Origin of the sequence: Bacillus sp. CR71 (assembly GCF_003429245.1) — a bacterium.
GTDB classification, from domain to species: domain Bacteria; phylum Bacillota; class Bacilli; order Bacillales; family Bacillaceae_G; genus Bacillus_A; species Bacillus_A thuringiensis_S.
The window spans coordinates 2,128,095-2,152,829 of record NZ_CP031748.1 but is presented as its reverse complement, the minus strand read 5'-3'; the positions used below and the strand labels follow the sequence as shown (position 1 = coordinate 2,152,829).

The following is a 24,735-nucleotide window of genomic DNA, read 5'->3' as shown; positions in this document are numbered from 1 at the left end:
CATTCTATACAAATATATTTAATATCGAAATTAATCCAAGTGCTACAACTGATAGTATAGTCTCCATTGCGGTCCATGTTAATAATGTTTCTTTCACAGTCATTCCGAAATATTCTTTAATCATCCAAAATCCCGAATCATTCACGTGTGATAAAATTAATGACCCTGCGCCTGTTGCAAGTGCTAGTAGTTCAACATTTACACCAGGTGTACTTGCTGCAATCGGTGCTACAATTCCAGCTGCTGTCATCATAGAAACAGTTGCCGATCCAGTTGCGATTCGGATTAGTGCCGCAATTCCCCACCCTAATAATATCGGTGAAATATGCGATTCTTTCGCCATATCTGCAATTGTCGTTCCAATTCCAGAATCTAATAGTACTTTATTAAATGCGCCGCCTGCACCAATCACTAACAATATGTTTGCAATTGGCCCAAGGCAATCATTTGTAAATTGTAATACTTTATCTTTAGAAAATCCTTTTGCATAACCAAGGCTAAAGAAAGAATAAATCGTTGCAATTAATAAAGCGACTATTGGATCTCCAATAAAGTGTAACACTTGTGCAAGTTGACTCGTTTTATGTAACGCTACTTCAGCAATGGATGCACCAAGCATAAGAAATACTGGAAGTAAAATAGTAAACAATGTATTTCCGAAGCTAGGAAGTTCTTTCTTCTTATCTCTTTCAATAAATTGCTCCGCTATATCTAATGGTACTTCCTTATGGATACGAGCACCAATCCATTTCCCGTAAAGTGGACCTGAAATAATTGCAGTTGGAAGTCCGACAATTAACGCATATAAAATTGTCTTCCCTACATCTGCTTTAAAAATACCAACTGCCGCCATTGCCGCTGGATGCGGTGGAACAAGTCCGTGTACGACTGACAGTCCTGCTACTAGCGGAATACCGATTGTAATAAGTGATACCCCAGTTTCTAACGCGATTGTAAATACTAACGGAATTAATAGGACAAATCCAACTTGGAAAAATACCGGAATCCCTACTAAAAATGCAACGAACATCATCGCCCAGTGAACTCGTTTCTTCCCAAAACGATTAATTAATGTGTTAGCGATACGTTCAGCACCACCAGATTCGGCCATCATTTTTCCAAGCATCGTTCCTAGTGCTAAAACTATTGCTAAAAATCCTAACGTATTACCAAGCCCTAGTTTAATAGAATCAATAATTCCTGGATCTTTTGGTGAAGTTCCAATTAAAGGCATTCCCATTGCTAATCCTACACCAATTGCTGTTAAAATTAATGCGACAAATGGATGCCATTTTACTACCGTAATAAGTAAAAGTAGTATGACAACTGCCGCTAGTACGATCCCAACTACCATTTCTCCCAATCCCCCTATTATTTACGTTGGAAAGCAGCTATACAATCAAATTCTTCTTTCAAGCGATTGTAAAGTCGTTCATACATATAAAACATTTCTAAATATATAGCCGTATTTTCTTTATTCGGTACATGGTGATGAACAATATCAATCCAATCCTTTACCTCTTCAAGAGAATCAATTTTTCCTACAGCATATAAAGCAACTGCCGCTGCCCCAAGCGCAGATGCTTCATGACTTTCAGGTACAAGCAATTCTTTCCCCATCATATCGGACAACATTTGTCTCCAAAATGCAGATTTCGCAAACCCTCCTGAAACTCGTATTTCAGTAAGTGGCCCTGTACAATCTCTAATTGCGAGTGCTACTGAATATACACTCATACAAACACCTTCCATCACTGCACGTATAAAATGTTCTCGCTTATGTTGAAGATTGATTCCAAAGAATGTACCACTAGCATTTGCATTCCAGTAAGGTGCGCGTTCTCCAGATAAGAAAGGTAAGAACAATAGCCCATCCGCTCCAGCTGGTACGCTTTCTGCATATTTAATTAATAAATCATAAGGATCAATTCCGAGCTTTCTTGCTACTTCTTGCTCTGGACTACCAAATTCATCACGTAACCATCTCAGTAATATTCCGCCGTTATTCGTTGGACCACCGATTACCCAGTGCTCATCTGTTAATGCGTAACAAAACGTTCTCCCTTTCTCATCTGTATTTATATTTGATGAGATTGTTCGAACCGCACCACTCGTTCCAATGGTAATTGCAGCCGCACCCGGTGATATCGCCCCAACTCCTACATTTGCAAGAACCCCATCACTTGCTCCTATGACAATTGGTGTCTCTGCACTTATCCCCATCTTCTGTGCTAATTCTGGCTTCATACCTGATAAAATATATGTAGTTGGTACAGGGGTTGATAATTGTTCTGGTGACATATGTAACATAGTTAAAACATCTTCATCCCAGTTTAATGTTTCTAAATTAAATAACCCCGTAGCAGAAGCAATCGAATAATCAACTACGTAGCGTGAAAATAATTGGTAAATCACATACTCTTTAATGGAAATGAATTTATAAGCACTTGTATATAACTCTGGTTCCTCTTCTTTCATCCATAACAATTTAGAAAGTGGTGACATCGGATGAATTGGTGTACCTGTACGTCTATAAATTTCATGCCCATTCATTTGTTGTAATAATTTTTCTGATTGCTTCGTACTTCGATTATCTGCCCAAATGATAGAACGCGTTAATGGCGCACCATTTTCATCTACTGCAATTAATGCGTGCATAGCTGTACTAATACCGATTGAAGAAATATCTTCTGGTAATACATTACCCTTTTCGATGGCAACGCTTACACTTTTGTATACAGCGGCACATATTACATCAGGATCTTGCTCAGCCCATCCGACGTTCGGTTGAATAATTGGGTAATCGATTGCATGTGATGCAATGACTTTTCCTTTTTCTGTGAACACAACCGTTTTCGTACTTGTGGTACCGATATCAATCCCGATTACTCTCCCCCTTGTTTCCATGCGAATCTTCCCTTCATTTCTAGCAAAATACGATTTAGTAAACCGTTTACATGAATTAGTATATAAAATATTTTTTCATTTATCAAGTTATAAAAAGAAAATTTTTTTCATATAAAAAAATAAATCTACTCATTCCATTTCACTTATACACTAAATTTAGCTACTCCTTGCGGTAAAATTACGTTATATTCGTTACGCAATACACTCTTTCCTCTCATTAACAACACATACATAGTCCTCCATACGTTCTACTCATTTGCATGAAGAAAGAGTTGAAAAGCAATATTCATTTTTAGCGGTCACGTAATATCGCTATCAAGCCAAGAAAAGTAACTACCCGCAGAATGAAAATTCTGTGCATTTTGCTCTTGTTTATTGTTTTAAGTTCACTAGTCCTTTTGTCTTGATAAAAATAGAGCGCGGCCCCTACTATTACTTTTTTATCTTGTAAATATATCTTGCATACTATAAAATTCAACAGTATTTTTATTTTTCAGAAAAATAAAACAATAATATAGAATTCATTGTATAATGTTGTAAAAAGATGTCGGAGGGATTTAATGTTAAATACAATATCTCAATTCACAATTAAGCTTTCATCAATTCTTTTATCACTCTTACTATTATTAAATTTACCTTATTTATTTATCACTCAACAAGGATTTACCTTTCAACCAATTTATTTTTTTAATCAGATCGTTACCATGTTAAAACAGGTCTTCTCCCTTGAATCATTAGTGATTATAGGATCAGACCCGAAGTTTGGCCATTTCAAAAAAACACCATTATTTCCAACTGTTTTAGAACCTTACCTATATTCATTTACTATATTATTTTCAGCCTTTTTTCTTGCTCTCTTTTTATCATCTAGCATGGCATTTTTTTATTTTTTAGCAAAAGATTATATAAAAAAATGGATAAACCGAATTGTGTTCATATTAGAAGCTGTCCCTGATATGATGATGATGATTTGTTTGCAAATATTTTTCATATGGGTACTTCAGAAATTTGGGGAATCTCCTGTCACTATTATTTCTTTTAATGAAAATCGAGCTTATTTACTCCCTATTTTATCATTAGCTGTCTTACCTACATTACAAATGTTTCGGATGATGGTGTTATACATAAAAGAAGAACAAGGAAAACATTACGTAGAGGTTGCATATGGAAAAGGCCTTTCATCAAGTTATATATTATGCATTCATTTATTCAAAAATATATCTATCCACTTCTTCCACCATTTAAAAACGATTTTTGTTTTCTTACTTTCTAATTTATTCATTTTAGAATTTGTTTTTAATATGGAAGGCATTATTCAATTTTTATTTAATAAGGCGTTTGTTTCACCTCCAGCTACATTTATTATACTTGTTATGATTATTTTACCGTTTTACGCCATTTTCCAAATAATCTCATTCATGATGAATAGATGGAAAAAGCAATTGAAAGGAGTATCATTATGAAATCTATTTGGAAATCAAAACGCTTTTTAATCGGCTTTACTTATTTATTCATACTTATTTCAGCTAGTTTTATTTATAGTTGGTTCTTTAAAGATAACATCCCAAAACCTCCTCAGTTACTTTACAATGAAAATAACGAATTACTTGGAAAGGCTCCCTTTCCACCATCGTTAATTCCACCTTTTGGCTCTGATCGTTTTGGAGAGTCTGTTTTCTTACAAATTGTAGAAGGAGCAAAATTTACTATTTTATTAGCCGTGGCAATTAGCTTCTTTCGAATTTTATGCGGAACATGTATAGGAATCCTCTTAAGTTTATTTGCTCCAAAACTCAAGAGATTTTTCCAGTCATGCTCAGAAGTTTTTTATTATATTCCAACTCTATTTATCGCATTCATACTCATCACGCCCGTTAATATTATAATCACATCAAATGCTGATGGGGTAGATCCAAATATTTCATTTACGTTTTATCAAGTACTCGTACTTATTTTCGTCGCTCTGCCTACACTTTCTTTATACATATCCTCAGAGGTTGATGAATTTATGAAACAAGATTACATCTTAAGTTCACAATTACTGGGGGCTAGTCGTTTTCATATTATTAAAAAACACTTACGAGTCTTATTACTTGACCGCTTATTTGTATTATTTATGGAACATATCGTCCAAACACTCATACTCGTTATCCATTTAGCGTTGCTTAACATTGTAATTGGCGGCATACAAATGCGTGAACTCTATGACGGAGTGCTCAAACCTGTTTCTCTATCTAATGATTGGGCAGGTCTTATTGGATTAAATCGTAATGAAATGAATCTTTCATGGTGGATTATTTTTTATACTCTCGCTTCATTCTTTATTACGATTCTATTTATTAAGCTTATGACCATCGGGATTCAAGATGCACTGAAAGCAAGAGATTCGCAAATTGTAGCAATTCAAAACGTTCCAGATCATAAAAAATTTGTTAAACATAAAGATTCCTTTTCGTTTGCAAATAAAGTAAACCTTTAATCATTTCTCATTAATCAAGTATTAATTGGCATCGATATTAGTAGAAAATAAAGAAGATGATCCATATTAAATACAGGGATCATCTTCTTATGCTGTCTAACTTTTTTACATGTCCTTTGCTAGACTCATGCTTTTTATATTTAAAGTGAATTATTTGCAATCACAATTATGTTTTTTAAAATCAATTACCATACGCCCTTGAATTCTACCTTGTTCCATTTCTTCGAATACATTTTGTACTTTATCTAGCGAACAAGTTTGAACAACCGGCACTACTTTTCCTTCTGCCCCAAACATAAACGCCTCTTCCAAATCTTTACGAGTACCGACTAGAGAACCAACTACTTCAATTCCATCCAGTACAAGTCGCGGGATGTTTAAGTCCATTGTTTCTACTGGTAGCCCTACTGCAACTACTTTACCGCAAGCACGTACTGCATCAACTGCTGAGTTAAAGGCTACTTTAGAGACTGCTGTTACTACCGCAGCATAAGCGCCACCAAGCTCCTCTTGAACAATTTTATCAGCAGGACCTTGAGAAATTGGATTGATAGTCATATCAGCACCAACTTCTTTCGCTAAGGCTAATTTGTCGTCATTAATGTCTACTGCGATTACCTTTGCACCAAATACATTTTTAGCATATTGGATAGCTAAGTTACCTAATCCACCGCAGCCATAGATTACAATAGGTTGACCAGGTTTAATATCTGATACTTTAATAGCTTTATATGTAGTTACACCAGCACATGTAATTGATGATGCTTGAGCAGGATCTAATCCTTCTGGTACTTTTACCGCATAATCAGCTGTAACGATACATTGTTCAGCCATACCACCATCTACTGAATAACCTGCGTTTTTAACTTCACGGCAAAATGTTTCTCTACCAGTTACGCAATATTCACAACGTCCACAAGATTGGAACATCCATGCAATACTTACACGGTCACCTATCTTTAGCGAATTAACATCATCAGCTATTTTCGTAACAATACCTACACCCTCATGACCAAGAATACGGCCATCAGTGTTACCAAAATCATGATTCGCAACGTGTAAATCAGTGTGGCAAACTCCACAATACTCTACATCTACTAACGCTTCACCTGAGCGTAACGGACGTAATTCTTTTTCAACCACTTCGATGTTTGCTTTGCTGTTTTTATTAACCACTACTGCTTTCATATGTGATCTCCCCTTTAGTGTTCTAGCGTTTTAATGAGTTTATCTCACAACTACTTTCCTCACTACTTTGGCTAGTTACCGTACCAAATTTAAGTATTCAATCATCATTACATGTTCATCATAACATGACACTTCATAAACAAATTGTGAAATTATGAACAATATTTGAATCATTACACAAATCGGTCTTTATTTTTAATTTTTAAAAATGAGAGTTTATCACTGACTATATGTAAGTCATACATTTCTAAAAGAAAAGAAAATAAAATAAATTAACAAACTTCTCAACGATAAAAAAAAGCTCTTTACTCAATATTTTCTACATTTAAACACTTAGTTTCACAGTAATAGCCTTTACCGCCAACATAAACTTTTTCTATTTTATTTTTGCTATTGGTTGCTAATTTAACTAATATTTCGGAAGGCGAGTGTAAAGAATAACCTTGTTCAAATACATAGACTTCTTTTTGCAAATAGTGCTGTTCATAAAGGTAGCAAGCTAATGCACCGTTTGAAGTTCCAGTCGCTGCTTCTTCATTAATGTCGTATAGTGGAGCAAAATTTCTGCATATAATTCGATTGTCATTAAAAGTATATAGATGCATCCCAACAACATTATAATACTTGCTGATTTCTTTAATTTTTTCAAAATTAGGTTGCAGTGCATGTAATTGTGTTTCGCTTTTTATAGGAATTAAAATATCTTTTAAGCCCGTGGAGACAATTTGGATTGGGTATTTATTGTCTATATCTTTAATGTCAAAACAGTCGGTGAACTCATTTGGAGATACAAAATCATAGAATATCGGTTTATTTTGTTCCATGAATATGATGTCATCTGTTATGGTAATAGTAAGAACACCGCTGTTCGTTTCAATCGTATAGCGATTCTTGAAAATTTTATTTAAATGCATCAGTATCGCGAAAGAGCCAATTGTGGCATGACCACATAAATCAACTTCTTCTTTTGGAGTAAAATACTCAAATTTATAATCAGCAATTTCAGATTCTGATATAAATGCGGTTTCCGCATAACCCAGTTGTTTCGCTATTGTCATTTTTTGAGTAGTGGTCAATGTATTTGTATTCTCAATAAATACCACTCCTGCTTTATTTCCGCCTTTATGATCCTTGCTAAATGCACTTGCAACATAAACGGATATTTTCATAAGACACCTTCCTCACTTATAGTAAATTATATATAGAAAGCACTACATATAAATACAATTAGATAAATTATCCATAAAATACGAGACAAACTATTTTTAGCATTTGAACTCTCCAAAAATAGTTTGTCTACAATCTGAAAGCTCTTCATTTGAAGAGCTTTTTTATATTCGCTTCATCGAAATCGTTTCACGTATACTTTGTAAATTTTTTAGTGTTTCTTCTTGTCGCTGCAACGACAACCCTACATACAAAGTATCTAATAAGCTTAACTGTGCTAATCGTGATGAACTTGCTTCTGTACGGAATTCAGTCTCACGTGTTGATGTATATAACGTTATATCAGCAAGCTGACTTAATGCTGATTTCTTATAGCTCGTAATCGCAATAATTTTGGCCCCTCTTGCTTTCGCTACTTCTAACGCTTCAAGTAACCCTTTATTGCTACCAGAATGAGAAATGCCAATAACAACTGAATTTTCCGAGAGTAAACCTGCTCCCATAATTTGAAAATGCGAATCAGTATGAGCGATACAAGAAATACCCGTTCTCATAAACTTATGATACGCATCCATCGCAATAATACCAGAGCCACCATTTCCATAAAACTCAATTCGCCTTGCTTCTTGCAAAGCTCGTACAGCCTGCTCAAGTGCTGTTTCATTTAGCAAATGTAAAGTATCTTGCAGTCCTGTAATATGCGAATGAAAAACTTTTTTAGCAACAGTTACCATACTATCTTCTGCTGATACCTCTTCATGAATATTTTGCATCGGTGTATGTACAATTTCACGAGCTAATGTAATCTTTAAATCTTGAAAACCTTGCAAACCAAGGTGTTTACATAAGCGGAATATCGTCGCTTCGGAACTACTCGTAACTTCAGCTAATTCTGTAATAGATTTATGTACAACATCTTGTGGATGTTTCAAAATATGTTCGGCAATACTTCGCAATTTCGGTGATAAACCATTTAACGAAGCCTGAATCTTTCCAATCCCACTCCTTGTACCAGGCATAGCATATCCTCCTCTTCTATCGTAGCTTTATCCTGTAAAAACCGATTAGTTTAACTTTATTGTACCTAATTATTGAAAGAAGAAAAACCTATATTAGGGATTACTATAAATTTTAATTGCTCCTATGTATTCTGTCATACGATATAACAGAATTATTCATGCTTATGAATAATCCTCCCCATGTTTCACTGCGTATAATGCGGCTTGCGTACGATCATCCACTTCCAATTTAGCTAAAACGTTTGAAACGTGTGTTTTCACAGTTTGTTCTGTAATATGAAGTTCTGCTGCAATCTCCTTGTTGCTTCTTCCTTTCGCAATTTCGCGAAGTACCTCTTGCTCTCTTTTCGTTAACATTGAAAAAGGATTTTCTATTTCCTTCTTTACTGCGGTACGCCCCATTAATGCAGGTGTTACTTTCGGGTGAAAATTCGCATTTCCTTGATGTACTGCAATAATAGAAGCGACAAGTTGCTCAGGTTGTACTTCTTTTAATTGATAACCATCTGCTCCAGCTTCAAGTGCTGGTATAACATAATCTTGCTCTGAAAAACTACTTAATATAAGTACCTTTATCGTCTCATCGTATTGCTTTAGACGTTTTGTTGCCTCAATTCCATCCATTTTCGGCATCGATACATCCATTAGTACGACATCCGGTCTTTCTTTTTGCACGAAATGTAATGCCTCTTCGCCATTTTCCGCTTCCCCAATAATTTCAAATTCTTCTCTCGTTTTCAAAAAGAATACAAGTCCTCTTCGAACGATATGATGATCCTCAACTAGTAGCAATTTAATCTTCAATCTTATTCTCCCCTTCAAATCGGCAATTGAATTTCTATTTTTGTACCCTTTCTCAGCTCTGTTATAATTTGAAACGACCCCTTCATTAACTGAATACGTTCCTTCATACTTTTCAGGCCAAGTGCTGACTCCCTTACTTGCTCTTGTATAAATCCTATTCCATTATCTTCTATGTAAAAATGTAACTGGTTATTTTCTATTTTCAAAAGAACATGTACCTTTTCACACGAAGCATGCTTTTTACAATTATGTAGCGCCTCTTGGCTAATACGCCATAAAACTTCTTCTATTTCATCCCCAATTGAAACCATCCCATCAATTCGAACTTCCACTTGAACTCCTAATAACTTCCCGTAATTTTGAATTGCTTCTGCTAACCCTTTCTCTAATCCTTCAGGTCTTAATTGCCAAATTAATAGAGTCATCTCTTGTAATGCTTCTTGTGATAATTCTCCAATATAACTTAACATCTCTTGCAATTCTCTATCTTGCGTCATATTCAAAGTACCTTTCGCTGTTAGCATAATAGAAAATAACAATTGTTTTACTGAATCATGTAAATCACGTGCAAGTCGATTTCTTTCCGCTACCACTACATATTTACGTTCTTTCTCAACTAACTGAATACGTTGTATTGTTGTTCCAATTTGAAATGCAATTGATTCTAATAATGCTAACTCTTCCTCTGAAAAATGAGTCTTATGAGGCGCAGCCACATTTAGTAGACCAAATTTTTCTGATCCAGACCTAAGCGGAATTGTCGCATGATGTGTAACATCTTCTGTCTCTCCCCAATTACATTCAATTGCATCTTCTATTCGCTTACATTCAATAATATTAGTCGCTTTTTCTAATCTCCCATTCACAAAACGTTCTACACACCAACAGTTTCCTTCACACATCGGCTTCTTCTCTTGCCACGTAAGAGCCTCTGGTAAATTTTCGTCTACAAGCATGCTATGCTTTCCACTTTCATCAATAAAGAATATCCACCCTGTTTGTAAATTCATTACTTGTAACAATGTATGCAACACTTTTTCTAACATATCCTGTAAGTTTGTTGCTTCATTTAATAATTCAGCAATTTCTTTTAATGCTTCTAAACGATGCATCTCTTTTTCTTCAAAGTTCATTCTCATCACCAACTACAATTATAACATTAAGAAATTTCTAAATTCTATAAATAAAAAAAGAACCGAATTCCTTCAGCCCTTTCTTTATATCAATCATTTTATTATTGTTATTCTATCCAATGTTGGAATCAGAATTTTTGTTAACAAGCGATTCTACTTTAGCTGTCCGATAAAGATTGTCCACCATGAATATGCTGTAAACTTTCAGTAGTAACAACCATATTCGCTGCCGGCATTTGCACTTGATTCTTATGGAATATAGACATTAATTCAAATCTTACTTGTCTAGAAGTTTCAAAATAATCTTCTGGCTTTATTAAACCTGTAATACAAAATTCATAGCCAACATATTTCAGGTTAGGATTTAAGTCTGTAACACCGACGTATTTAAATGGTTCAACAGCCTCATCCTCTACTCTATAAAGAGTTTGATCCAATTTTTCATTGCATATAACACATACTTCTTCTAACAATTCCTTCACTCTTGTTGGATCTTCCTGATAACTTACCGTGATACGTTCAATTACACGCATCCATCCTTTATTAAAATTTTGTATCGTTCTAATCTCTCCGTGTGGGATGGTAAGTAATTTTCCTGACCATTCACGTATTTGCATAAAACGAATACTAATCTCTTCAATAGTTCCTGAATTTGTTCCGTTAAAAGTTACAAAATCACCAACTCGAAACTCTTTGTCCGCTAATCTTGCAAAGCCTAATATAACATCTTTTAGCATCTGTTGTGCAGCAAAACCGATGACAACTCCAGCTATCCCTGCACCTGCAATAATACTTTTTATATCTACAAATTGGCTAATTAAATATATGATAAGACTGATGATAATGATATATCTAAAAATAGATCGAATTACACTTTGAATTGTCTGCTCTACCTCTTCATCAAAAAAGCTTGATTTCCTAAAAAACCAATCAATAATACGGTTTATTACAAACGAAATAATGATTAAAACTAAAGCAAATAGCAAAAATCTTAAAAGTAAAAACTCCCTTACATAATTAAAAAATTCTTCAGTATACGTTAATAAACTCATCCATCCACTTCCTTAACTAATAAAAATTCTATACAAAGCCGCTATATTTTTTAAATTCATTAGACATTCTTCTATAAATATACCCTTTTTCATAACCTAAAGGGAGCTGGCAATTGAAATTTTTTATGACTTTACTTTAAAACTACACTACTCATCTCAACAAAAGGAAAACATTTACATTATATCGAATAGTTCATTTGAAAATATTATTACTCACGGAGGTTACAACCAATGGGATATATTGAAGAACTAAGAGAAGTTGTTGGATCAAGGCCACTCAATTTAGCAGGCGTTGCGGTAGCTGTTTTCAATGAACAAGGACAAATATTACTACAACAAAGGCGAAATGGCATGTGGGGTGTCCCAGGAGGTTTTGTGGAACTTGGTGAATCTACAGAAGAAGCTGGAAGACGAGAAGTACTTGAAGAAACAGGAATTGAAATTGGTACACTTCAGCTGGTAAGTGTATTTTCAGGTAAAGAATTTTTTGTGAAATTACCGAACGGAGATGAATTTTACCCTATGACAATCGCTTACCTTTGCAAAGATATTACAGGTGGCTCGCTACAAGCTGATCGAGTCGAATCATTACATGTACAGTTTTTTAATTTAAATGAGCTACCACAAAATATTAGTCCATTCATAAAAAAATTAATTGAGCAAAATGTCGTCTCGGTTTAAACTCAAAAAAGAGACCTTTTTAAAGGCCTCTTTTTCATTTCACTTCTGCATGTAAACAAGATTTAAAATGTCCAAGTGCAAATTCATGCCCTTGCGCATTAAAAGATGCAACTGCCTTTTCATAAACAACAATTTTAAATCCTTTATTATACGCATCTACTGCTGTATGAAGAACACAAATATCAGTACAAACACCTACAAGATGAACTTCTTCTATTCCTCTTTCTCTTAACTTCATCTCTAAATCTGTTCCAGCAAACGCACTGTATCGCGTTTTATCCATATAATATACATTCTCAGCATTTTTATATGTTTCGTATACTTCTTGTAACTCACCGAATAAGTCTCTACCATTTGTACCTGCTATATTATGAGGAGGGAATAATTTCGCTTCGGGATGATATTCATCATTTTCTTCATGTTTATCAATTGCAAACACTACGTAATCTCCATTTTCAATATATTGCTTCGTTATATGTACAATTTCCTGTTCGATTTCTTGACCTGGTTTTCCGCAAGTTAAAGCGCCTTTTTCCGCTACAAAATCATATGTATAATCAATATTAATAAGAGCTCGTTTCATAACTACTATCTCCCCTTCTCCTGTTTCACAGTAAACAATAGAAAATTTGTTATTACGACATCGTATGTACTATTCGACATTTCAAATGAAATACCTACATTTTTCTTGTAAAACTTATCTTAATCAAAGTTTATCATAAAACAGGCACACAATGACAAAACATATACTTCCCATTAACAAGTCATAAGTTTGATAATTAAACGTAAGTTGATTAACGTCTTGTATAGTAACCCAAATTACTGACATGATTATACTAATCAAGAAGATACGAACATATCGATTCATACCTTCAACCTTTTTCTCCATCATAGTAGTAACAAGTGATTCCTTACTGCTTAATCGTACTAGAAAACGAAATAAATTATTCCCTATTACACCATTCCATCCAAACAAAAAAGCACACTACTTTTTTGAGTAATGTACTTTTTATTCTGATTAAGACGCAGGCTTTGTCTCAAATGTTGCTTGATTAAAACTAATAACCTTTCCTTTCGGGTCATTGTTTTCATACTGAACTGCAGTAATTGTATGACTACCTGTTTCCAGCGTCTTTTCTTTTAATTGTACTGTTGTCTGTGTTGTACTAGTTACTTGATGTTTATCTGTATACATTTGATCTACAAATATGAATGTTTCTTTATCACTTTGAAAATTAGAAAGTTCTAATTCAACTTGCTGAATTAAAGTATCCTTTTTGATGAATACAGTCGGTATATTTCCATTTTCAGAAGTACCATCTGGAGTAATAACTTTTACTTTCCCTTCTCCAATTGACATTGCGCCTTCAGGAAATACAACCATATTCTCATCACTTGCGTTTACAACTTGTTCTTCCTGTTTTGATTGCGCGTCCTCTTTTTCCTGTGGAGCACCGCAACCTACTAATAACAATACAGACAATCCAGTGATTATGAATTTTTTCAAAATTCATCCCCCCTGTCATTTGATTATAATTTATTATACAAAAATAACTTTTAAAACTTTTATGAACATATAGAAGCTTGCTCACGATTAATGTATCATACTTTCCTTAATAGAACATTAATTTTTTTTATGAAATAAATAGTAATTCCTTCTTATTTATCATTTTAGCCCAACAAATCGATATAATACCCGCTCCAAAATAAAAAGACATTGATATGTCCAATGTCTTTTTATTTTGCACTTTAAAAAACAAATGTTGTGATTTCTTCTACTTCTTTTCTTGGAAGTTTTTTTGGCTTATCTTTCGGAAATCCGAGTGAAATAACCATATTTATTTGTTTTTCAGGCTCAATTTGTAAATATTGGCGCAGTTCATCTTGAGCTAGCAATACTGGCCCTGTCATTGGACAAGTACCAAGTCCCTTTGCATGTGCAGCTAACATTAAGTTTTGTGCCGCTAAACAGCTACTCTTAATCCCTTCTTCTTCCCAAACTGAATCTGGAACAAAAGCAATGGGATCAAATATCTTTTCACGAAACTTTGATTCATATGGTGTTGCCAAGCATACGATTAATACTGGTGCCTCAGAGAAAGCTGTCGCATATGGTCCGAAAGAACGCGTAAGTAATTTCCCTGCTTTCTCTTCTCCATTATCTGTTGCTTTTGCCGCAAGTTTATGTAAAGCATCCCATGTCATTTGTTCAATTTCTTTAATCTTCTCTCGGTTCATAATGACCAAGAATTCCCACGTTTGTGAGTTCGTATCGCTCGGTGCATAACGAGCACAATCAATTATTTCTTTTATATCATTAGTAGATACTTCTTGTTCTGTGAACTTTCTAACACTTCGTCTTCCGTGAATTACTTCTTTAAAACCTTCATAATTCATACATTAAATCCCCTTTTTACAGCGTTTTCAAATCTTGTCCTACGCTTGAATTATATCATGAAAAAAAGCTGAAGGAATATCAGCTTTTTTCTTCAATATTAGTTCATAACTTTAAACAATCTAATACTTTCTTCATATGCCACTTGGAGTTTCTTTGTAATTGGTCCTCTTTCGCCGTTTCCAAACTGTTCATCACCAATTTGAACGACTGGGAATATTTCAAGCGGCGTCGCTGTAAAGAAGCACTCATCAGCCTCATATACTTCTTGTAATGAAAACTCTCGTTCCTCTACTTCGATATGTAACTCTTTCGCTAATGTAATAACATAGTGCCGCGTAATGCCCTGTAGAATGAAATTGTCAGCCGGATGTGTAATCAATTTATTATTTTTCACCATAAAGAAATTCGAATGACACCCTTCAGTCACAATGCCATCTCGTACTAATATTGCTTCTTGATACCCTTGTTCATTTATTTTATTTTTAATCATGATATTTGGTAAAAGATTTAATGATTTTATATGGCAAAACTTCCACCTGATGTCCTCTTCTACCGTTACCTTAATCCCTGCCTTCATTGAAGCAACTGGTCTTGGGAACGAAACAAGATTTGCAAAATATGTCGGTTGTAAATCTGATTCATATACATGATTGCGTGGTTGTGCACCTCTTGATATTTGTAAATATACATTCCCATCTTCTTGAAATTGATTTTTTTCAATCATTTGATGTAACTCTTCCACTAATTCTTCCTTCGTAAATGGTGGAATTAGTTTTATTTCTGCCATAGAGTTAAAGAATCGTTCCAAATGTAAATCTAATAAATGAGGCTTGCCATCGTATAGTCTAAATACTTCATAAATACCATCACCAAATTGGAAGCCGCGCTCTTCTAATGCGACCATCGGCTGTTCTTCCTTCGTATTAATCATTCTCCCATTAAACAAGATCCACTCTTTATGAGTAGCTTTCATTCTTCCCCACTCCTTTATCACATGATTGATTTTATTGTACAACTTATGTCACCCTTAAAGAAGGAATTTTCTGTATTTTCACGAACAAAAAATACATCACTTCGTAAAAGTGATGTATTTTATCATTTATTTAAGGAAATATTTTTCAATATCATCTAACATAAGATTCGCAGCTTTAATACCGCCTGCTGTATTCCAGATTACTTCATCCACTTGGAATACTTTATTATTTTTAGAAGCCTGTAGTTGCTTAAAGAGTGGATCTTCTGTCCATTCCTTTGCTAACGAATTTCCTTCATTATTCTTATCTGCATCTTTATCAGACGTGAAATAAAATAAGTAGTCCCCGTCCATATTTGGAATTTGCTCTTTTGTAATTCCTTTTATCGCAAAATCATCTTTATCTTGTAATGGTGGTCGTTTAAATCCAATATCATTTAAAACAACTCCCGAGAATGAGTTTTTTTGATAAATACGAACATCACCTGGCACGAAACGAATAATAGAAACTTTAGAATTCAATTTATCGCCTAACTTCTCTTTCATTCCTTCAATACGTTTTTTATAATCATCAAGAGCTTTTTGCCCTTCTTTTTCTTTATTTACAGCTTTTGTATAAAGCGTAAAGTTTTCTTTCCAATCACCGCGTAATGTTTCTGCATAAACAGTTGGTGCGATTTCTTTTAGCTGATCATATATTTTTTCGTGACGCATTTTATTTCCGATAATTAAATCTGGCTTAAGCTTCATTACTGCTTCTAAATTAATATCACGTTCAGTTCCTACAACTTCCGTATTTTTTAATTCTTTCGCTACATGAGGGTACCATTCATCACCAGCACGTGGTTTCGTAGTCCCCACTGGCGTTACGCCCACAGCTAGGAGAGCCTCTGCACCTTCATTTGTTAAAACAACAACTTTTTTAGGTGTACCATTTACTGTCGTTTCGCCCATTGCATGCTTGACCGTATATGAATCTTTTGCTTTAGCTGATATATCATTTTCTTTTTTCTCTTCTTTACTACATCCTGCAATTACAACCATGAGTATCATAATGCAGAACATAATTAGTTTTTTAGTATGTATCATATGTCCTCCCTAGATGAAATCGATTATCATTAACAATTAAAGATTAATGTATACTACATACATTGTCAATGTATATCAGAAAACTTTTTTAATATATACCATTTCGATTCTATTGGCTTTTCTAATGTTTCTTTTTAACATATAGTGTATAAGTATGAAAATTTATGTTGTTATTACAATGCGTATCTGAGTTATACATAACAAAGATACGCATCCATATTGCATTATCATTTTAATTCCTAATATTGAGTATACTTAATATACGATGGATCATTATATACCCACTGATTTCCACCAAGGTTTAACCAGCCATTTTCATTTATATATACTAAATAAGATTCTGGAGGATTTAATTGACGGATAACTGCAGATGTAGTTGATGGACCACTTCTTAAATTTACATTCATCCCTTGTATATATGCAACCCCAATCGGACTTCCATCACTATTGCTTGTCTTTACAAAATTAATGTAAGAAGGATCATTATACACCCATTGTCCATTCCCCAAATCTAACCATCCGTTACTTTCCTGATATACAACGTAAGATTCTGGAGAATTTAATTGACGAATAACTGAGGAAGAAGTTGATGGACCATTTCTTAAATTTACATTTTTCCCAAGGATATAAGCGATTCCCTTCGTTTGAGGTGTCGGTTGTGGGTTTGGAGGTTGTGGATTTGGAGCTACTCCAAAAATAGCCGCTATTCCATTTGCATACGCTTGACTTAGATCTTCAATAAATTGTGGATTTTTTAATAAATTTGCATCAAACGTTGTATCAATAAAGGCAGTCTCAGTTAAAATTGCATCCATTGCGGTTTCTCTTAATACCGCATAATTTTCTTTTTTTGCTCCTCGATCACGAAGACCGTATTTTGTTAATACAGGATTTACTGCTGTATGCATCTTTTGTTGCTTTGCATATGCAGTGCTGCTGTTGGATAACGCATTATAAATATAGCTTTCAAAACCTGTACCCCCGCCGCTATTAATATGAAATGAAATAAAATAATCCGCACCAAAAGCATTAGCAATATTAGCACGTTCCGATAAGGAAATAAACACGTCACTATCACGTGTCATTTTAATTGTAATTGGGTAATTTACCGTTAAAATATCTCGAACGCGTCTAGCAATTTGAAGCGTTAAGTTTTTTTCTACTAAGCCATTACCAACAGCACCAGAATCATATCCACCGTGCCCTGCGTCTATAACAAGTTTCATTTTACTACCCCGCCCCTTTCTTGTAATATGTTAGCATTGCTACTCGTCCTATTTTATGTGAAATGTACAAGTTCTGTTACAATCACAAATAAAAAAACCGCCTTATGTAAGGCGGTTTCTATCATCTTGCTTTAACCAATTTAAAATAAATATATACGATTGATAGTGAATATAACGTATGCAAAATAAAATAAATAAAAGTACTATTCCAACACCACTATAAAGTAAACCGAACTTTAAAAAAACATTCACAAGTGGTGGAAAGTTCATTATATTTTGTAATGTACTAAGCATACAAAATATAATGAAAAAGACAGGGACGTATTGTAATTCATACGGCTTTCTTTTCTTAATCATTCTTTTCCGAATGATTATATGACATAGTTCTGCTACTATAAAGCACCCTCCAATTAATACAAGACCAGAAGTCATTGTCATACATCCACCTGCCTTATATTTATTGTATCGCATAAATAATCATCGTTATATTTTCTTCACATACGCTCCATCTTCTGAAGTAAAGCCAAAACTCTCTATGAAAGAATGCGCTTTTTCTGTTAATTCCTCTTGTAGCACTTTTATTTCTTTCACATTTCTTTGTTTCATCATTTCTTCAAATGTAAAATACGTATTTGTACCATAACCATAACCTTGGTAATCAAAATGAATAATTAGCTGTGATAAAACAGCTCGTTCCTCTTGAACACTATAATCTATTACACCAATATATGTATCATCAACTTTCACACAATACTGTACCTTTTTCTCACCTAAACTATGCGATTTAAACATTTCTTTAACAACGCTTTCATTTTCTATAGTAACTTTCTCAAACGTAATCATATGTTGTCCATCCTTTTACTATTATTGTATCAATAATACTTCCTATTTATGAAAAAAAACCTTAAGATCGTATGCGATCTTAAGGTTTTTCTAATTACACTAAGCTATACGCACGTTTTGTTTCTTCATGGAACTTGTTCGTATCGTATTTATGCTCAACATAAATTTGGTGCCATACCATAAACGCAAGTACAGTCCAAATTTTACGGCTATAATCGCCTTTATCTGCACAATGTGCTTCCAGTAAGTTTAATACATACTGTTTGTCGATTAAATGCTCTGTCTTACTTTCGTTTATAATATTTATAGCCCAATCATGCATTTCGTCTTTTAACCAGTGACGAATTGGTACTGGGAATCCAAGTTTTTTACGATCTAATACGTGATCTGGAACGATTCCGCGTGCTGCTTCACGTAAAATAGCTTTCGTAGTTCCGTTAGCAATCTTAAGTTCAGTTGGAATTTTAGATGCAACATCGAATACTTCTTTATCTAAGAACGGTACACGAAGTTCTAATGAGTTTGCCATTGTCATTTTATCAGCTTTTAATAAAATGTCACCGCGTAACCATGTGAACATGTCAATGTACTGCATTTTACTTACATCATCATAATCTTTAATCTCGTTATACAATGGTTTCGTGATATCCATATAGTTAACACTTTCATTGTAATACTTCATTAATTCAGCTTTTTCTTCTTCACGGAAGATTTTCGCATTTCCATAGTAACGCTCTTCAATTGGTGTACATCCACGCTCTAGGAAGCTCTTACCTTTAAATCCTTCTTTAAGAGCACCACTCAATGCTTTTAGAACACTCTTACCTGGGCTAGGAATGTAAGAGAACATTTTTAGTGAGTTTGGCTCACGGTAAATGTTATAACCACCAAATAGCTCGTCTGCGCCTTCACCTGAAAGAACAACTGTTACATGTTTACGTGCTTCTTTAGCAACGAAGTACAATGGTACAGCTGCTGGATCAGCTAAAGGATCATCCATATGCCAAATGATTTTTGGGAACTCATCCATAAATTCTTTCGCTGAAATGAATACGTTATGGTTTTTAACGCCTAATTTCTCAGCAGTTTCTTTTGCAACATCAACTTCACTGAAACCACGTTGCTCAAAACCAACAGAGAATGTTAAAAGATTTGGATTCATTTCTCTTGCAATAGAAGCGATGATAGATGAATCGATACCACCAGATAAGAATGAACCTACTGGTACATCACTACGCATATGCACTTTTACTGAATCATATAGTACATCACGAATTGCTTGGATATGCTCCTCTTTCGTTGCACTTGAAGCATTGAAATAAGGTTTCCAGTAGCGATGGATTTCCATCTCTTTACCGATTTCTTTTACGAAATAATGACCAGGCTCGATTTTATTAACATCAATTGTTAATGTTTCTGGCTCTGGGCCATATTGGTACGTAAAATAATGTTGTAGTGACGTTGGATTAACGCCTTTATCTTCCATCACATGCATAATACTTTTCTTCTCAGATGCGAAGAATGTAGTATCACCTTGCTGTGCGATGTATAGAGGTTTAATACCGAAGTGGTCACGTGCACCGAAAAGTTTCTTCTCTTCACGATCCCAAATCATAAATGCAAACATACCACGAAGGTAGTCTACACATTTTTCTTTCATATGTGCATACAATGCAATAATAACTTCTGTATCAGATTGCGTTGCAAACGTTGCACCTTTTTCAAGTAACATTTCACGTAATTCTACATAGTTGTAAATTTCACCATTAAAAATAATTACATATCGATCATTTTCATAAGTTAGCGGCTGATGTCCTGCCTCTAAGTCAATGATACTTAAACGGCGGAAGCCAAATTGTACATGTTCATCACGAAAATATCCTTCGTCATCTGGACCACGGTGGAAAATCATCGTGTTCATATTTTCAAATTGATGTTTTTCTGTTTCTGAAAACTCTCTAGGGTTTTCACATAAACATCCTACAAAACCACACATACTTCTTACCCTCTTTCGGTTTTCATTCTGTTTCTATACTACTATATCAACCCTATTTATACTAGCATAATCAACTGAATATGGCGACCAAAAACTATAAAAAAATCACTCCATTTCACATTTTTAACAATTTTTTATGAAAACATGAAAACTAGGCACTCACCTTTCTCCGCTTTTGTCATATGATATTGCAAATTGATTTCTAGGAGGGAATACCATGAGTGAAGAAAAAAAAGATTCTTCTCGCCCACCGGTTCGTAATTACTTAAAGCAAATTGATGATTTCTTCGAGCAAACACCTCTTCGCAATGTAATCGCTGATTTAAATCATTTTTTCCAAAAAGGAAACCGTTTATTAACATTCCCTGTAGATTTATATGAAGTTGGTGAAGAACTCGTTGTTACAGCTGAACTACCAGGTATACAAAAAGAGCAAATCCAAATTGAAATACAAAGTGAATACTTAAAAGTCTCTGTAAAAGAAGAGATACTCGAAGAGGAAGAAGAAACATCCCATAACTATTATCGCCGAGAACGTTCCATTTCAGAAGCATCAAGATTGATTAAGTTGCCGTATTCAATTAATAAAAAAGCAGCAAAAGCTTCTTATCAAAACGGCGTATTAGAAATTCGGGCGCCGAAACTTCCCCAACAACATGACATTTTATCCATAGACTAATGCAAAAAAAATAAGGGTGCTATGCACCCTTATTTTTAATCCACTAATCGCTTCATATCACGTATAATGTCTTCGTATGGCGTATTACTAATGCCACTATACTTTTTCATTACTTTTCCGTTTTGATCAATTAAATAAAATGATGTACCATGCATGACCTGACCGTTCTCCGGCTTATCTACAAGTGATTGGAAATTATCTTTTGAAAACTTTGTAATATCTTCTAACGAATATCCCGTTAATAAATTCCAGTTACTAGTATCCTCTGTAAACTTTTGAATAAATGCTTTCAGATTTTCTGGTTTATCAAGGTCTGGATCTACACTAAATGAAACAAACTGAACGTCTATCTTCTCTTCTTTTGCCATCTTTTGCAGCTTGGCCATATTTGCAGTCATTGGTGGACAAACTGTTTGACAATTTGTGAACATAAAATCTGCAACCCAAACTTTCCCTTTTAAATCTTTTGTACCAAATTGCTTTCCATCTTGATTTGTAAATTGGAAAGTTTCTAAATCCCAATTCAATGGTTTACGAAGCTTTGAACCTGATCCACTACATCCAGCAAGTACAAAGAGACAAAATACAACCATAAGACCAATTATTTTTTGATAACGCTTCATTTATAAACCTCTTTTCTCTATCCTAAATTTAAATAGGTTATGTTTATAATAACAAAAGTTAACACTACGAGAAAATTGTTTACTACATTTGTTCACGAAATCGTACGAATTTACGTATGTTACTTCTTTATTTCAAGCGAATTACTAGACAAAATATATTTTTTTACTATTATTTCTATAAATAGAAGTGATAAAACTATTTTTATTGTTACTTTTGTAAATACCTTTCCCTATTTTTTAACAATTCCTTAAACATTAATCCATGTTTTACACTGTATTCCTTAACAACATTTCGGTACAATACAAATACAACGATTTTAAATGAGGTGATGTTCATGGCAAAGCGCTATGAAAATATGGGTAATGTTAGTACAAAAAAATCAATTCGCTCTTTTTTACGCTGGCGTAAAGAACGAAAGCAAAACAAAAAAGATTTTTCTTTCTTAGTAGAACAATCACCCGTTAAACAAAGTGCATTTTTGCAAAGTAATGTAAAAAAAACGACTGTCACATGGATTGGGCATTCTACTTTTCTTATCCAAACGAATGGACTTAATATATTAACAGATCCAGTATGGGCCAATAAATTAAAGCTAGTTCCAAGACTTACAGAACCTGGACTCTCTATAGAAGCACTACCTAAAATTGATATTGTCCTTATTTCACATGGTCATTATGATCATTTAGATTTTTCAACTCTTCGTCAGTTGAATGATGATGTTCTATACCTTGTACCTATCGGATTAAAAAAATTATTTACTCGTAAGAAATTTAAACATGTAGAAGAGTATAAATGGTGGGAAAGTACGATAATTAACGAAGTTTCTTTTCACTTCGTACCTGCTCAGCACTGGACGAGAAGATTCTTATTTGATATGAATACGTCTCACTGGGGGGGATGGATTATTGATAATGAAACGACTATGGAAACCATATATTTTTGTGGCGACAGTGGCTATTTCCAAGGTTTCAAAGAAATTGGTGAACGCTTTTTAATTGATATTGCTCTTATGCCCATTGGCGCTTATGAACCAGAATGGTTTATGAAAGTATCTCATGTTTCACCTGAAGAGGCTGTGCAAGCTTATTTAGATTTAAACGCTACTCATTTTATACCGATGCATTACGGAGCATTTGCACTCGCCGATGAAACACCTCGTGAAGCAATAACTAGACTTCGAAATAATTGGAATTTGCGCATGTTACCATGGGAACAACTGCATGTACTCTTTTTAGGCCAAACTTTTATTTATAGTAACGCAACAAATGATAAGCAAATAAATGAAAAAATTGAAACTTTACATGTGTAACGTAGCGACTGATTTTCTACATCTAACATATAATATAGAAAATCCTATAGTGAAGGCTTTTACGGACAGCCCGTTACCTAACCTCTTTGCTCCAGCTAAATTTTGAGGTGGGAGTTTTACTGTCCGCAAATTGCGGGATAAAGGGTGTTTTCTATGAATAGATATTTACAGACTCGCTATATCATTAGCGGTAGTGCCTGTATAGCTCTTCTTATTTCTTACTTTCTATTTACATAAAAAAGCTACTTGAAATATATTTTCAAGTAGCTTTTTTATTACTCTGCTAAATACATAAATCCGATTGCACCCGGACCTGTATGAGTACTAATTATAGGCGTTGTATAGAAAATTTCTGATTGAGCAAACCCACTCACTTTTTCAACCGCCGCTTTCATACTTTCAGCTAAAGGAATTGCTTTCGCATGTGGAATTGCAACAGCCTTTACAACTTTTCCAGCTGTATCTTGCTCAAATAACTTAGCTAATGTTTTTACAATTTGGCCTTGGCTACGAACTTTCGTTACAGGATTATAAACACCGTCTTCAAGACTAGCAATTGGCTTTATATTAAGCAGCGAACCGATAAACGCTTTTCCTTTACCGATACGTCCACCCTTCACTAAGTTTTCTAATGTATCTACTACTACATATAAACGAGTATTCTTTCTTACTTCATCTACACGTTTTAAAATTTCTTCTAGTGAGCGCCCTTCATTTGCCATTTTTGCAGCTTCAATTACTTGATATGCTAAAGCATGTGTAATAAATTGAGAATCAACAACTGTTACTTTTGTATCGGTCATTGATGCAGCACTATTTGCAGTTGCTACAGTACCACTCATTCCACTTGTCATATGAATGGAAAGTACTTCACTTCCATCTTCACCTAACTTGTTATACATTTCTACAAATGTACCCATTGCTGGTTGCGATGTTTTTGGTAATTCCTCTGATTTAAGCATTTCTTCAATAAATTCATCTGGTTGTAGATCAACACGATCTAAATATGTTTGTCCATTTACAGAGATTGATAATGGTAGAACATGAATGTCATACTTCTCGATTACTTCTTGTGATAAATCTGCCGTTGAATCTGTTACAATTTTAATTTTTTGCATATTATATTCTTCCCTTTCCAATACGCTCTCCTTGTTATTATACTAGTATT

The 24,735-nt window shown here is 34.2% G+C and carries 24 protein-coding genes; 5 read left to right on the top strand and 19 right to left on the bottom strand.

Going from position 1 to position 24,735, the window contains the following annotated elements; genetic code table 11:
- Nucleotides 1-4: 4 nt before the first annotated feature.
- Nucleotides 5-1,354: a GntP family permease gene (locus DOS87_RS11030; RefSeq protein WP_000260204.1), complete on the bottom strand. Its 1,350-nt coding sequence runs from the start codon at nucleotides 1,352-1,354 to the stop codon at nucleotides 5-7.
- A gap of 17 nt (nucleotides 1,355-1,371) precedes the next feature.
- Nucleotides 1,372-2,907 carry a gluconokinase gene (gene gntK / locus DOS87_RS11025; protein ID WP_208730259.1) on the bottom strand — a complete coding sequence of 512 codons (1,536 nt, stop codon included), beginning with the start codon at nucleotides 2,905-2,907 and terminating at the stop codon, nucleotides 1,372-1,374.
- A 560-nt stretch (nucleotides 2,908-3,467) separates the two neighbouring features.
- On the opposite strand from gntK, the gene DOS87_RS11020 reads away from it, so the two are divergent.
- Together DOS87_RS11020 and DOS87_RS11015 are read left to right on the top strand one after the other, a co-directional pair.
- A complete protein-coding gene (locus DOS87_RS11020; RefSeq protein WP_000935302.1) occupies nucleotides 3,468-4,370 on the top strand; it encodes an ABC transporter permease subunit in 903 nt (300 codons plus the stop codon).
- Nucleotides 4,367-5,386: an ABC transporter permease gene (locus DOS87_RS11015; RefSeq protein WP_000836577.1), complete on the top strand. Its 1,020-nt coding sequence runs from the start codon at nucleotides 4,367-4,369 to the stop codon at nucleotides 5,384-5,386. Before DOS87_RS11020 ends, DOS87_RS11015 begins: the two co-directional genes overlap by 4 nt.
- Nucleotides 5,387-5,536: 150 nt before the next feature.
- Here DOS87_RS11015 and adhP read toward each other — a convergent pair whose 3' ends face one another.
- The 6 genes from adhP to DOS87_RS10985 all read right to left on the bottom strand — a co-directional run bounded on the left by adhP (nucleotide 5,537) and on the right by DOS87_RS10985 (nucleotide 11,749).
- Nucleotides 5,537-6,574 (bottom strand): alcohol dehydrogenase AdhP, encoded by a 1,038-nt coding sequence (gene adhP, locus DOS87_RS11010; protein ID WP_000649140.1) that lies wholly within the window; start codon nucleotides 6,572-6,574, stop codon nucleotides 5,537-5,539.
- A 305-nt stretch (nucleotides 6,575-6,879) separates the two neighbouring features.
- Nucleotides 6,880-7,743 (bottom strand): PhzF family phenazine biosynthesis protein, encoded by an 864-nt coding sequence (locus tag DOS87_RS11005; RefSeq protein ID WP_000704325.1) that lies wholly within the window; start codon nucleotides 7,741-7,743, stop codon nucleotides 6,880-6,882.
- Nucleotides 7,744-7,905: 162 nt separating this feature from the next.
- Nucleotides 7,906-8,760, bottom strand: a complete 855-nt coding sequence (locus DOS87_RS11000) for a MurR/RpiR family transcriptional regulator (RefSeq protein ID WP_001119651.1) — start codon at nucleotides 8,758-8,760, stop codon at nucleotides 7,906-7,908.
- Nucleotides 8,761-8,922: 162 nt separating this feature from the next.
- On the bottom strand, nucleotides 8,923-9,564 hold the full coding sequence (gene casR, locus DOS87_RS10995; protein ID WP_000694630.1) for a two-component system response regulator CasR: 642 nt from the start codon (nucleotides 9,562-9,564) through the stop codon (nucleotides 8,923-8,925).
- A 14-nt stretch (nucleotides 9,565-9,578) separates the two neighbouring features.
- Nucleotides 9,579-10,676 (bottom strand): two-component system sensor histidine kinase CasK, encoded by a 1,098-nt coding sequence (gene casK / locus DOS87_RS10990; protein ID WP_170925745.1) that lies wholly within the window; start codon nucleotides 10,674-10,676, stop codon nucleotides 9,579-9,581.
- Between the two features lie 179 nt (nucleotides 10,677-10,855).
- The gene (locus tag DOS87_RS10985; RefSeq protein ID WP_000055429.1) at nucleotides 10,856-11,749 is read right to left on the bottom strand and encodes a mechanosensitive ion channel family protein; all 894 of its coding nucleotides are present in this window, start codon (nucleotides 11,747-11,749) and stop codon (nucleotides 10,856-10,858) included.
- Nucleotides 11,750-11,980: 231 nt separating this feature from the next.
- Between DOS87_RS10985 and DOS87_RS10980 the strand changes: the two genes are divergently transcribed.
- Complete coding sequence (locus tag DOS87_RS10980; protein WP_000540506.1) at nucleotides 11,981-12,430, top strand: NUDIX hydrolase; 450 nt, start codon at nucleotides 11,981-11,983, stop codon at nucleotides 12,428-12,430.
- Nucleotides 12,431-12,464: 34 nt separating this feature from the next.
- Here DOS87_RS10980 and DOS87_RS10975 read toward each other — a convergent pair whose 3' ends face one another.
- The 9 genes from DOS87_RS10975 to asnB all read right to left on the bottom strand — a co-directional run bounded on the left by DOS87_RS10975 (nucleotide 12,465) and on the right by asnB (nucleotide 20,955).
- Nucleotides 12,465-13,013, bottom strand: coding sequence for a cysteine hydrolase family protein (locus tag DOS87_RS10975; RefSeq protein ID WP_000816791.1), 549 nt, complete (start codon nucleotides 13,011-13,013; stop codon nucleotides 12,465-12,467).
- A gap of 435 nt (nucleotides 13,014-13,448) precedes the next feature.
- On the bottom strand, nucleotides 13,449-13,937 hold the full coding sequence (locus DOS87_RS10970) for a putative periplasmic lipoprotein (RefSeq protein ID WP_000713494.1): 489 nt from the start codon (nucleotides 13,935-13,937) through the stop codon (nucleotides 13,449-13,451).
- Nucleotides 13,938-14,179: 242 nt separating this feature from the next.
- Nucleotides 14,180-14,827 (bottom strand): nitroreductase family protein, encoded by a 648-nt coding sequence (locus tag DOS87_RS10965; protein ID WP_001105348.1) that lies wholly within the window; start codon nucleotides 14,825-14,827, stop codon nucleotides 14,180-14,182.
- 98 nt (nucleotides 14,828-14,925) lie between these two features.
- Nucleotides 14,926-15,801 (bottom strand): D-amino-acid transaminase, encoded by an 876-nt coding sequence (dat, locus tag DOS87_RS10960; RefSeq protein WP_000648395.1) that lies wholly within the window; start codon nucleotides 15,799-15,801, stop codon nucleotides 14,926-14,928.
- Nucleotides 15,802-15,927: 126 nt separating this feature from the next.
- The gene (locus tag DOS87_RS10955; protein WP_000581983.1) at nucleotides 15,928-16,890 is read right to left on the bottom strand and encodes an ABC transporter substrate-binding protein; all 963 of its coding nucleotides are present in this window, start codon (nucleotides 16,888-16,890) and stop codon (nucleotides 15,928-15,930) included.
- A 239-nt stretch (nucleotides 16,891-17,129) separates the two neighbouring features.
- Complete coding sequence (locus DOS87_RS10950; protein ID WP_000779884.1) at nucleotides 17,130-18,116, bottom strand: N-acetylmuramoyl-L-alanine amidase; 987 nt, start codon at nucleotides 18,114-18,116, stop codon at nucleotides 17,130-17,132.
- 102 nt (nucleotides 18,117-18,218) lie between these two features.
- Nucleotides 18,219-18,548, bottom strand: a complete 330-nt coding sequence (locus tag DOS87_RS10945; RefSeq protein ID WP_000200457.1) for a hypothetical protein — start codon at nucleotides 18,546-18,548, stop codon at nucleotides 18,219-18,221.
- Nucleotides 18,549-18,599: 51 nt separating this feature from the next.
- On the bottom strand, nucleotides 18,600-18,959 hold the full coding sequence (locus DOS87_RS10940) for a GNAT family N-acetyltransferase (protein WP_000627501.1): 360 nt from the start codon (nucleotides 18,957-18,959) through the stop codon (nucleotides 18,600-18,602).
- Between the two features lie 94 nt (nucleotides 18,960-19,053).
- Nucleotides 19,054-20,955 carry an asparagine synthase (glutamine-hydrolyzing) gene (gene asnB / locus DOS87_RS10935; protein WP_000333819.1) on the bottom strand — a complete coding sequence of 634 codons (1,902 nt, stop codon included), beginning with the start codon at nucleotides 20,953-20,955 and terminating at the stop codon, nucleotides 19,054-19,056.
- Nucleotides 20,956-21,172: 217 nt separating this feature from the next.
- On the opposite strand from asnB, the gene DOS87_RS10930 reads away from it, so the two are divergent.
- Nucleotides 21,173-21,634: an Hsp20/alpha crystallin family protein gene (locus DOS87_RS10930; protein ID WP_001288086.1), complete on the top strand. Its 462-nt coding sequence runs from the start codon at nucleotides 21,173-21,175 to the stop codon at nucleotides 21,632-21,634.
- A gap of 35 nt (nucleotides 21,635-21,669) precedes the next feature.
- Here the strand turns inward: DOS87_RS10930 and DOS87_RS10925 are convergent, their stop codons facing one another.
- Nucleotides 21,670-22,257 (bottom strand): SCO family protein, encoded by a 588-nt coding sequence (locus tag DOS87_RS10925; protein ID WP_000833341.1) that lies wholly within the window; start codon nucleotides 22,255-22,257, stop codon nucleotides 21,670-21,672.
- Between the two features lie 335 nt (nucleotides 22,258-22,592).
- Here DOS87_RS10925 and DOS87_RS10920 point away from each other — a divergent pair, with 335 nt between their 5' ends.
- A complete protein-coding gene (locus tag DOS87_RS10920; RefSeq protein WP_151628600.1) occupies nucleotides 22,593-23,567 on the top strand; it encodes an MBL fold metallo-hydrolase in 975 nt (324 codons plus the stop codon).
- A 275-nt stretch (nucleotides 23,568-23,842) separates the two neighbouring features.
- Here the strand turns inward: DOS87_RS10920 and DOS87_RS10915 are convergent, their stop codons facing one another.
- Nucleotides 23,843-24,685, bottom strand: a complete 843-nt coding sequence (locus DOS87_RS10915) for a DegV family protein (RefSeq protein ID WP_014894780.1) — start codon at nucleotides 24,683-24,685, stop codon at nucleotides 23,843-23,845.
- Nucleotides 24,686-24,735: the final 50 nt, after the last annotated feature.

Bases quoted from the DNA above. Each gene is read 5' to 3' on its own strand.
- DOS87_RS10965 (WP_001105348.1), bottom strand. From the start codon at position 14,827: ATGAATTATGAAGGTTTTAAAGAAGTAATTCACGGAAGACGAAGTGTT.
- DOS87_RS10955 (WP_000581983.1), bottom strand. From the start codon at position 16,890: ATGATACATACTAAAAAACTAATTATGTTCTGCATTATGATACTCATG.
- DOS87_RS10920 (WP_151628600.1), top strand. From the start codon at position 22,593: ATGGCAAAGCGCTATGAAAATATGGGTAATGTTAGTACAAAAAAATCA.
- asnB (WP_000333819.1), bottom strand. From the start codon at position 20,955: ATGTGTGGTTTTGTAGGATGTTTATGTGAAAACCCTAGAGAGTTTTCA.
- DOS87_RS10930 (WP_001288086.1), top strand. From the start codon at position 21,173: ATGAGTGAAGAAAAAAAAGATTCTTCTCGCCCACCGGTTCGTAATTAC.
- DOS87_RS10985 (WP_000055429.1), bottom strand. From the start codon at position 11,749: ATGAGTTTATTAACGTATACTGAAGAATTTTTTAATTATGTAAGGGAG.
- DOS87_RS10975 (WP_000816791.1), bottom strand. From the start codon at position 13,013: ATGAAACGAGCTCTTATTAATATTGATTATACATATGATTTTGTAGCG.
- DOS87_RS10925 (WP_000833341.1), bottom strand. From the start codon at position 22,257: ATGAAGCGTTATCAAAAAATAATTGGTCTTATGGTTGTATTTTGTCTC.
- DOS87_RS10940 (WP_000627501.1), bottom strand. From the start codon at position 18,959: ATGATTACGTTTGAGAAAGTTACTATAGAAAATGAAAGCGTTGTTAAA.
- DOS87_RS10980 (WP_000540506.1), top strand. From the start codon at position 11,981: ATGGGATATATTGAAGAACTAAGAGAAGTTGTTGGATCAAGGCCACTC.
- DOS87_RS11030 (WP_000260204.1), bottom strand. From the start codon at position 1,354: ATGGTAGTTGGGATCGTACTAGCGGCAGTTGTCATACTACTTTTACTT.
- casK (WP_170925745.1), bottom strand. From the start codon at position 10,676: ATGCATCGTTTAGAAGCATTAAAAGAAATTGCTGAATTATTAAATGAA.
- DOS87_RS11020 (WP_000935302.1), top strand. From the start codon at position 3,468: ATGTTAAATACAATATCTCAATTCACAATTAAGCTTTCATCAATTCTT.
- DOS87_RS10945 (WP_000200457.1), bottom strand. From the start codon at position 18,548: ATGACTTCTGGTCTTGTATTAATTGGAGGGTGCTTTATAGTAGCAGAA.
- DOS87_RS11005 (WP_000704325.1), bottom strand. From the start codon at position 7,743: ATGAAAATATCCGTTTATGTTGCAAGTGCATTTAGCAAGGATCATAAA.
- DOS87_RS10950 (WP_000779884.1), bottom strand. From the start codon at position 18,116: ATGAAACTTGTTATAGACGCAGGGCACGGTGGATATGATTCTGGTGCT.
- adhP (WP_000649140.1), bottom strand. From the start codon at position 6,574: ATGAAAGCAGTAGTGGTTAATAAAAACAGCAAAGCAAACATCGAAGTG.
- gntK (WP_208730259.1), bottom strand. From the start codon at position 2,907: ATGGAAACAAGGGGGAGAGTAATCGGGATTGATATCGGTACCACAAGT.
- DOS87_RS10915 (WP_014894780.1), bottom strand. From the start codon at position 24,685: ATGCAAAAAATTAAAATTGTAACAGATTCAACGGCAGATTTATCACAA.
- DOS87_RS11015 (WP_000836577.1), top strand. From the start codon at position 4,367: ATGAAATCTATTTGGAAATCAAAACGCTTTTTAATCGGCTTTACTTAT.
- dat (WP_000648395.1), bottom strand. From the start codon at position 15,801: ATGAAAGCTACTCATAAAGAGTGGATCTTGTTTAATGGGAGAATGATT.
- DOS87_RS11000 (WP_001119651.1), bottom strand. From the start codon at position 8,760: ATGCCTGGTACAAGGAGTGGGATTGGAAAGATTCAGGCTTCGTTAAAT.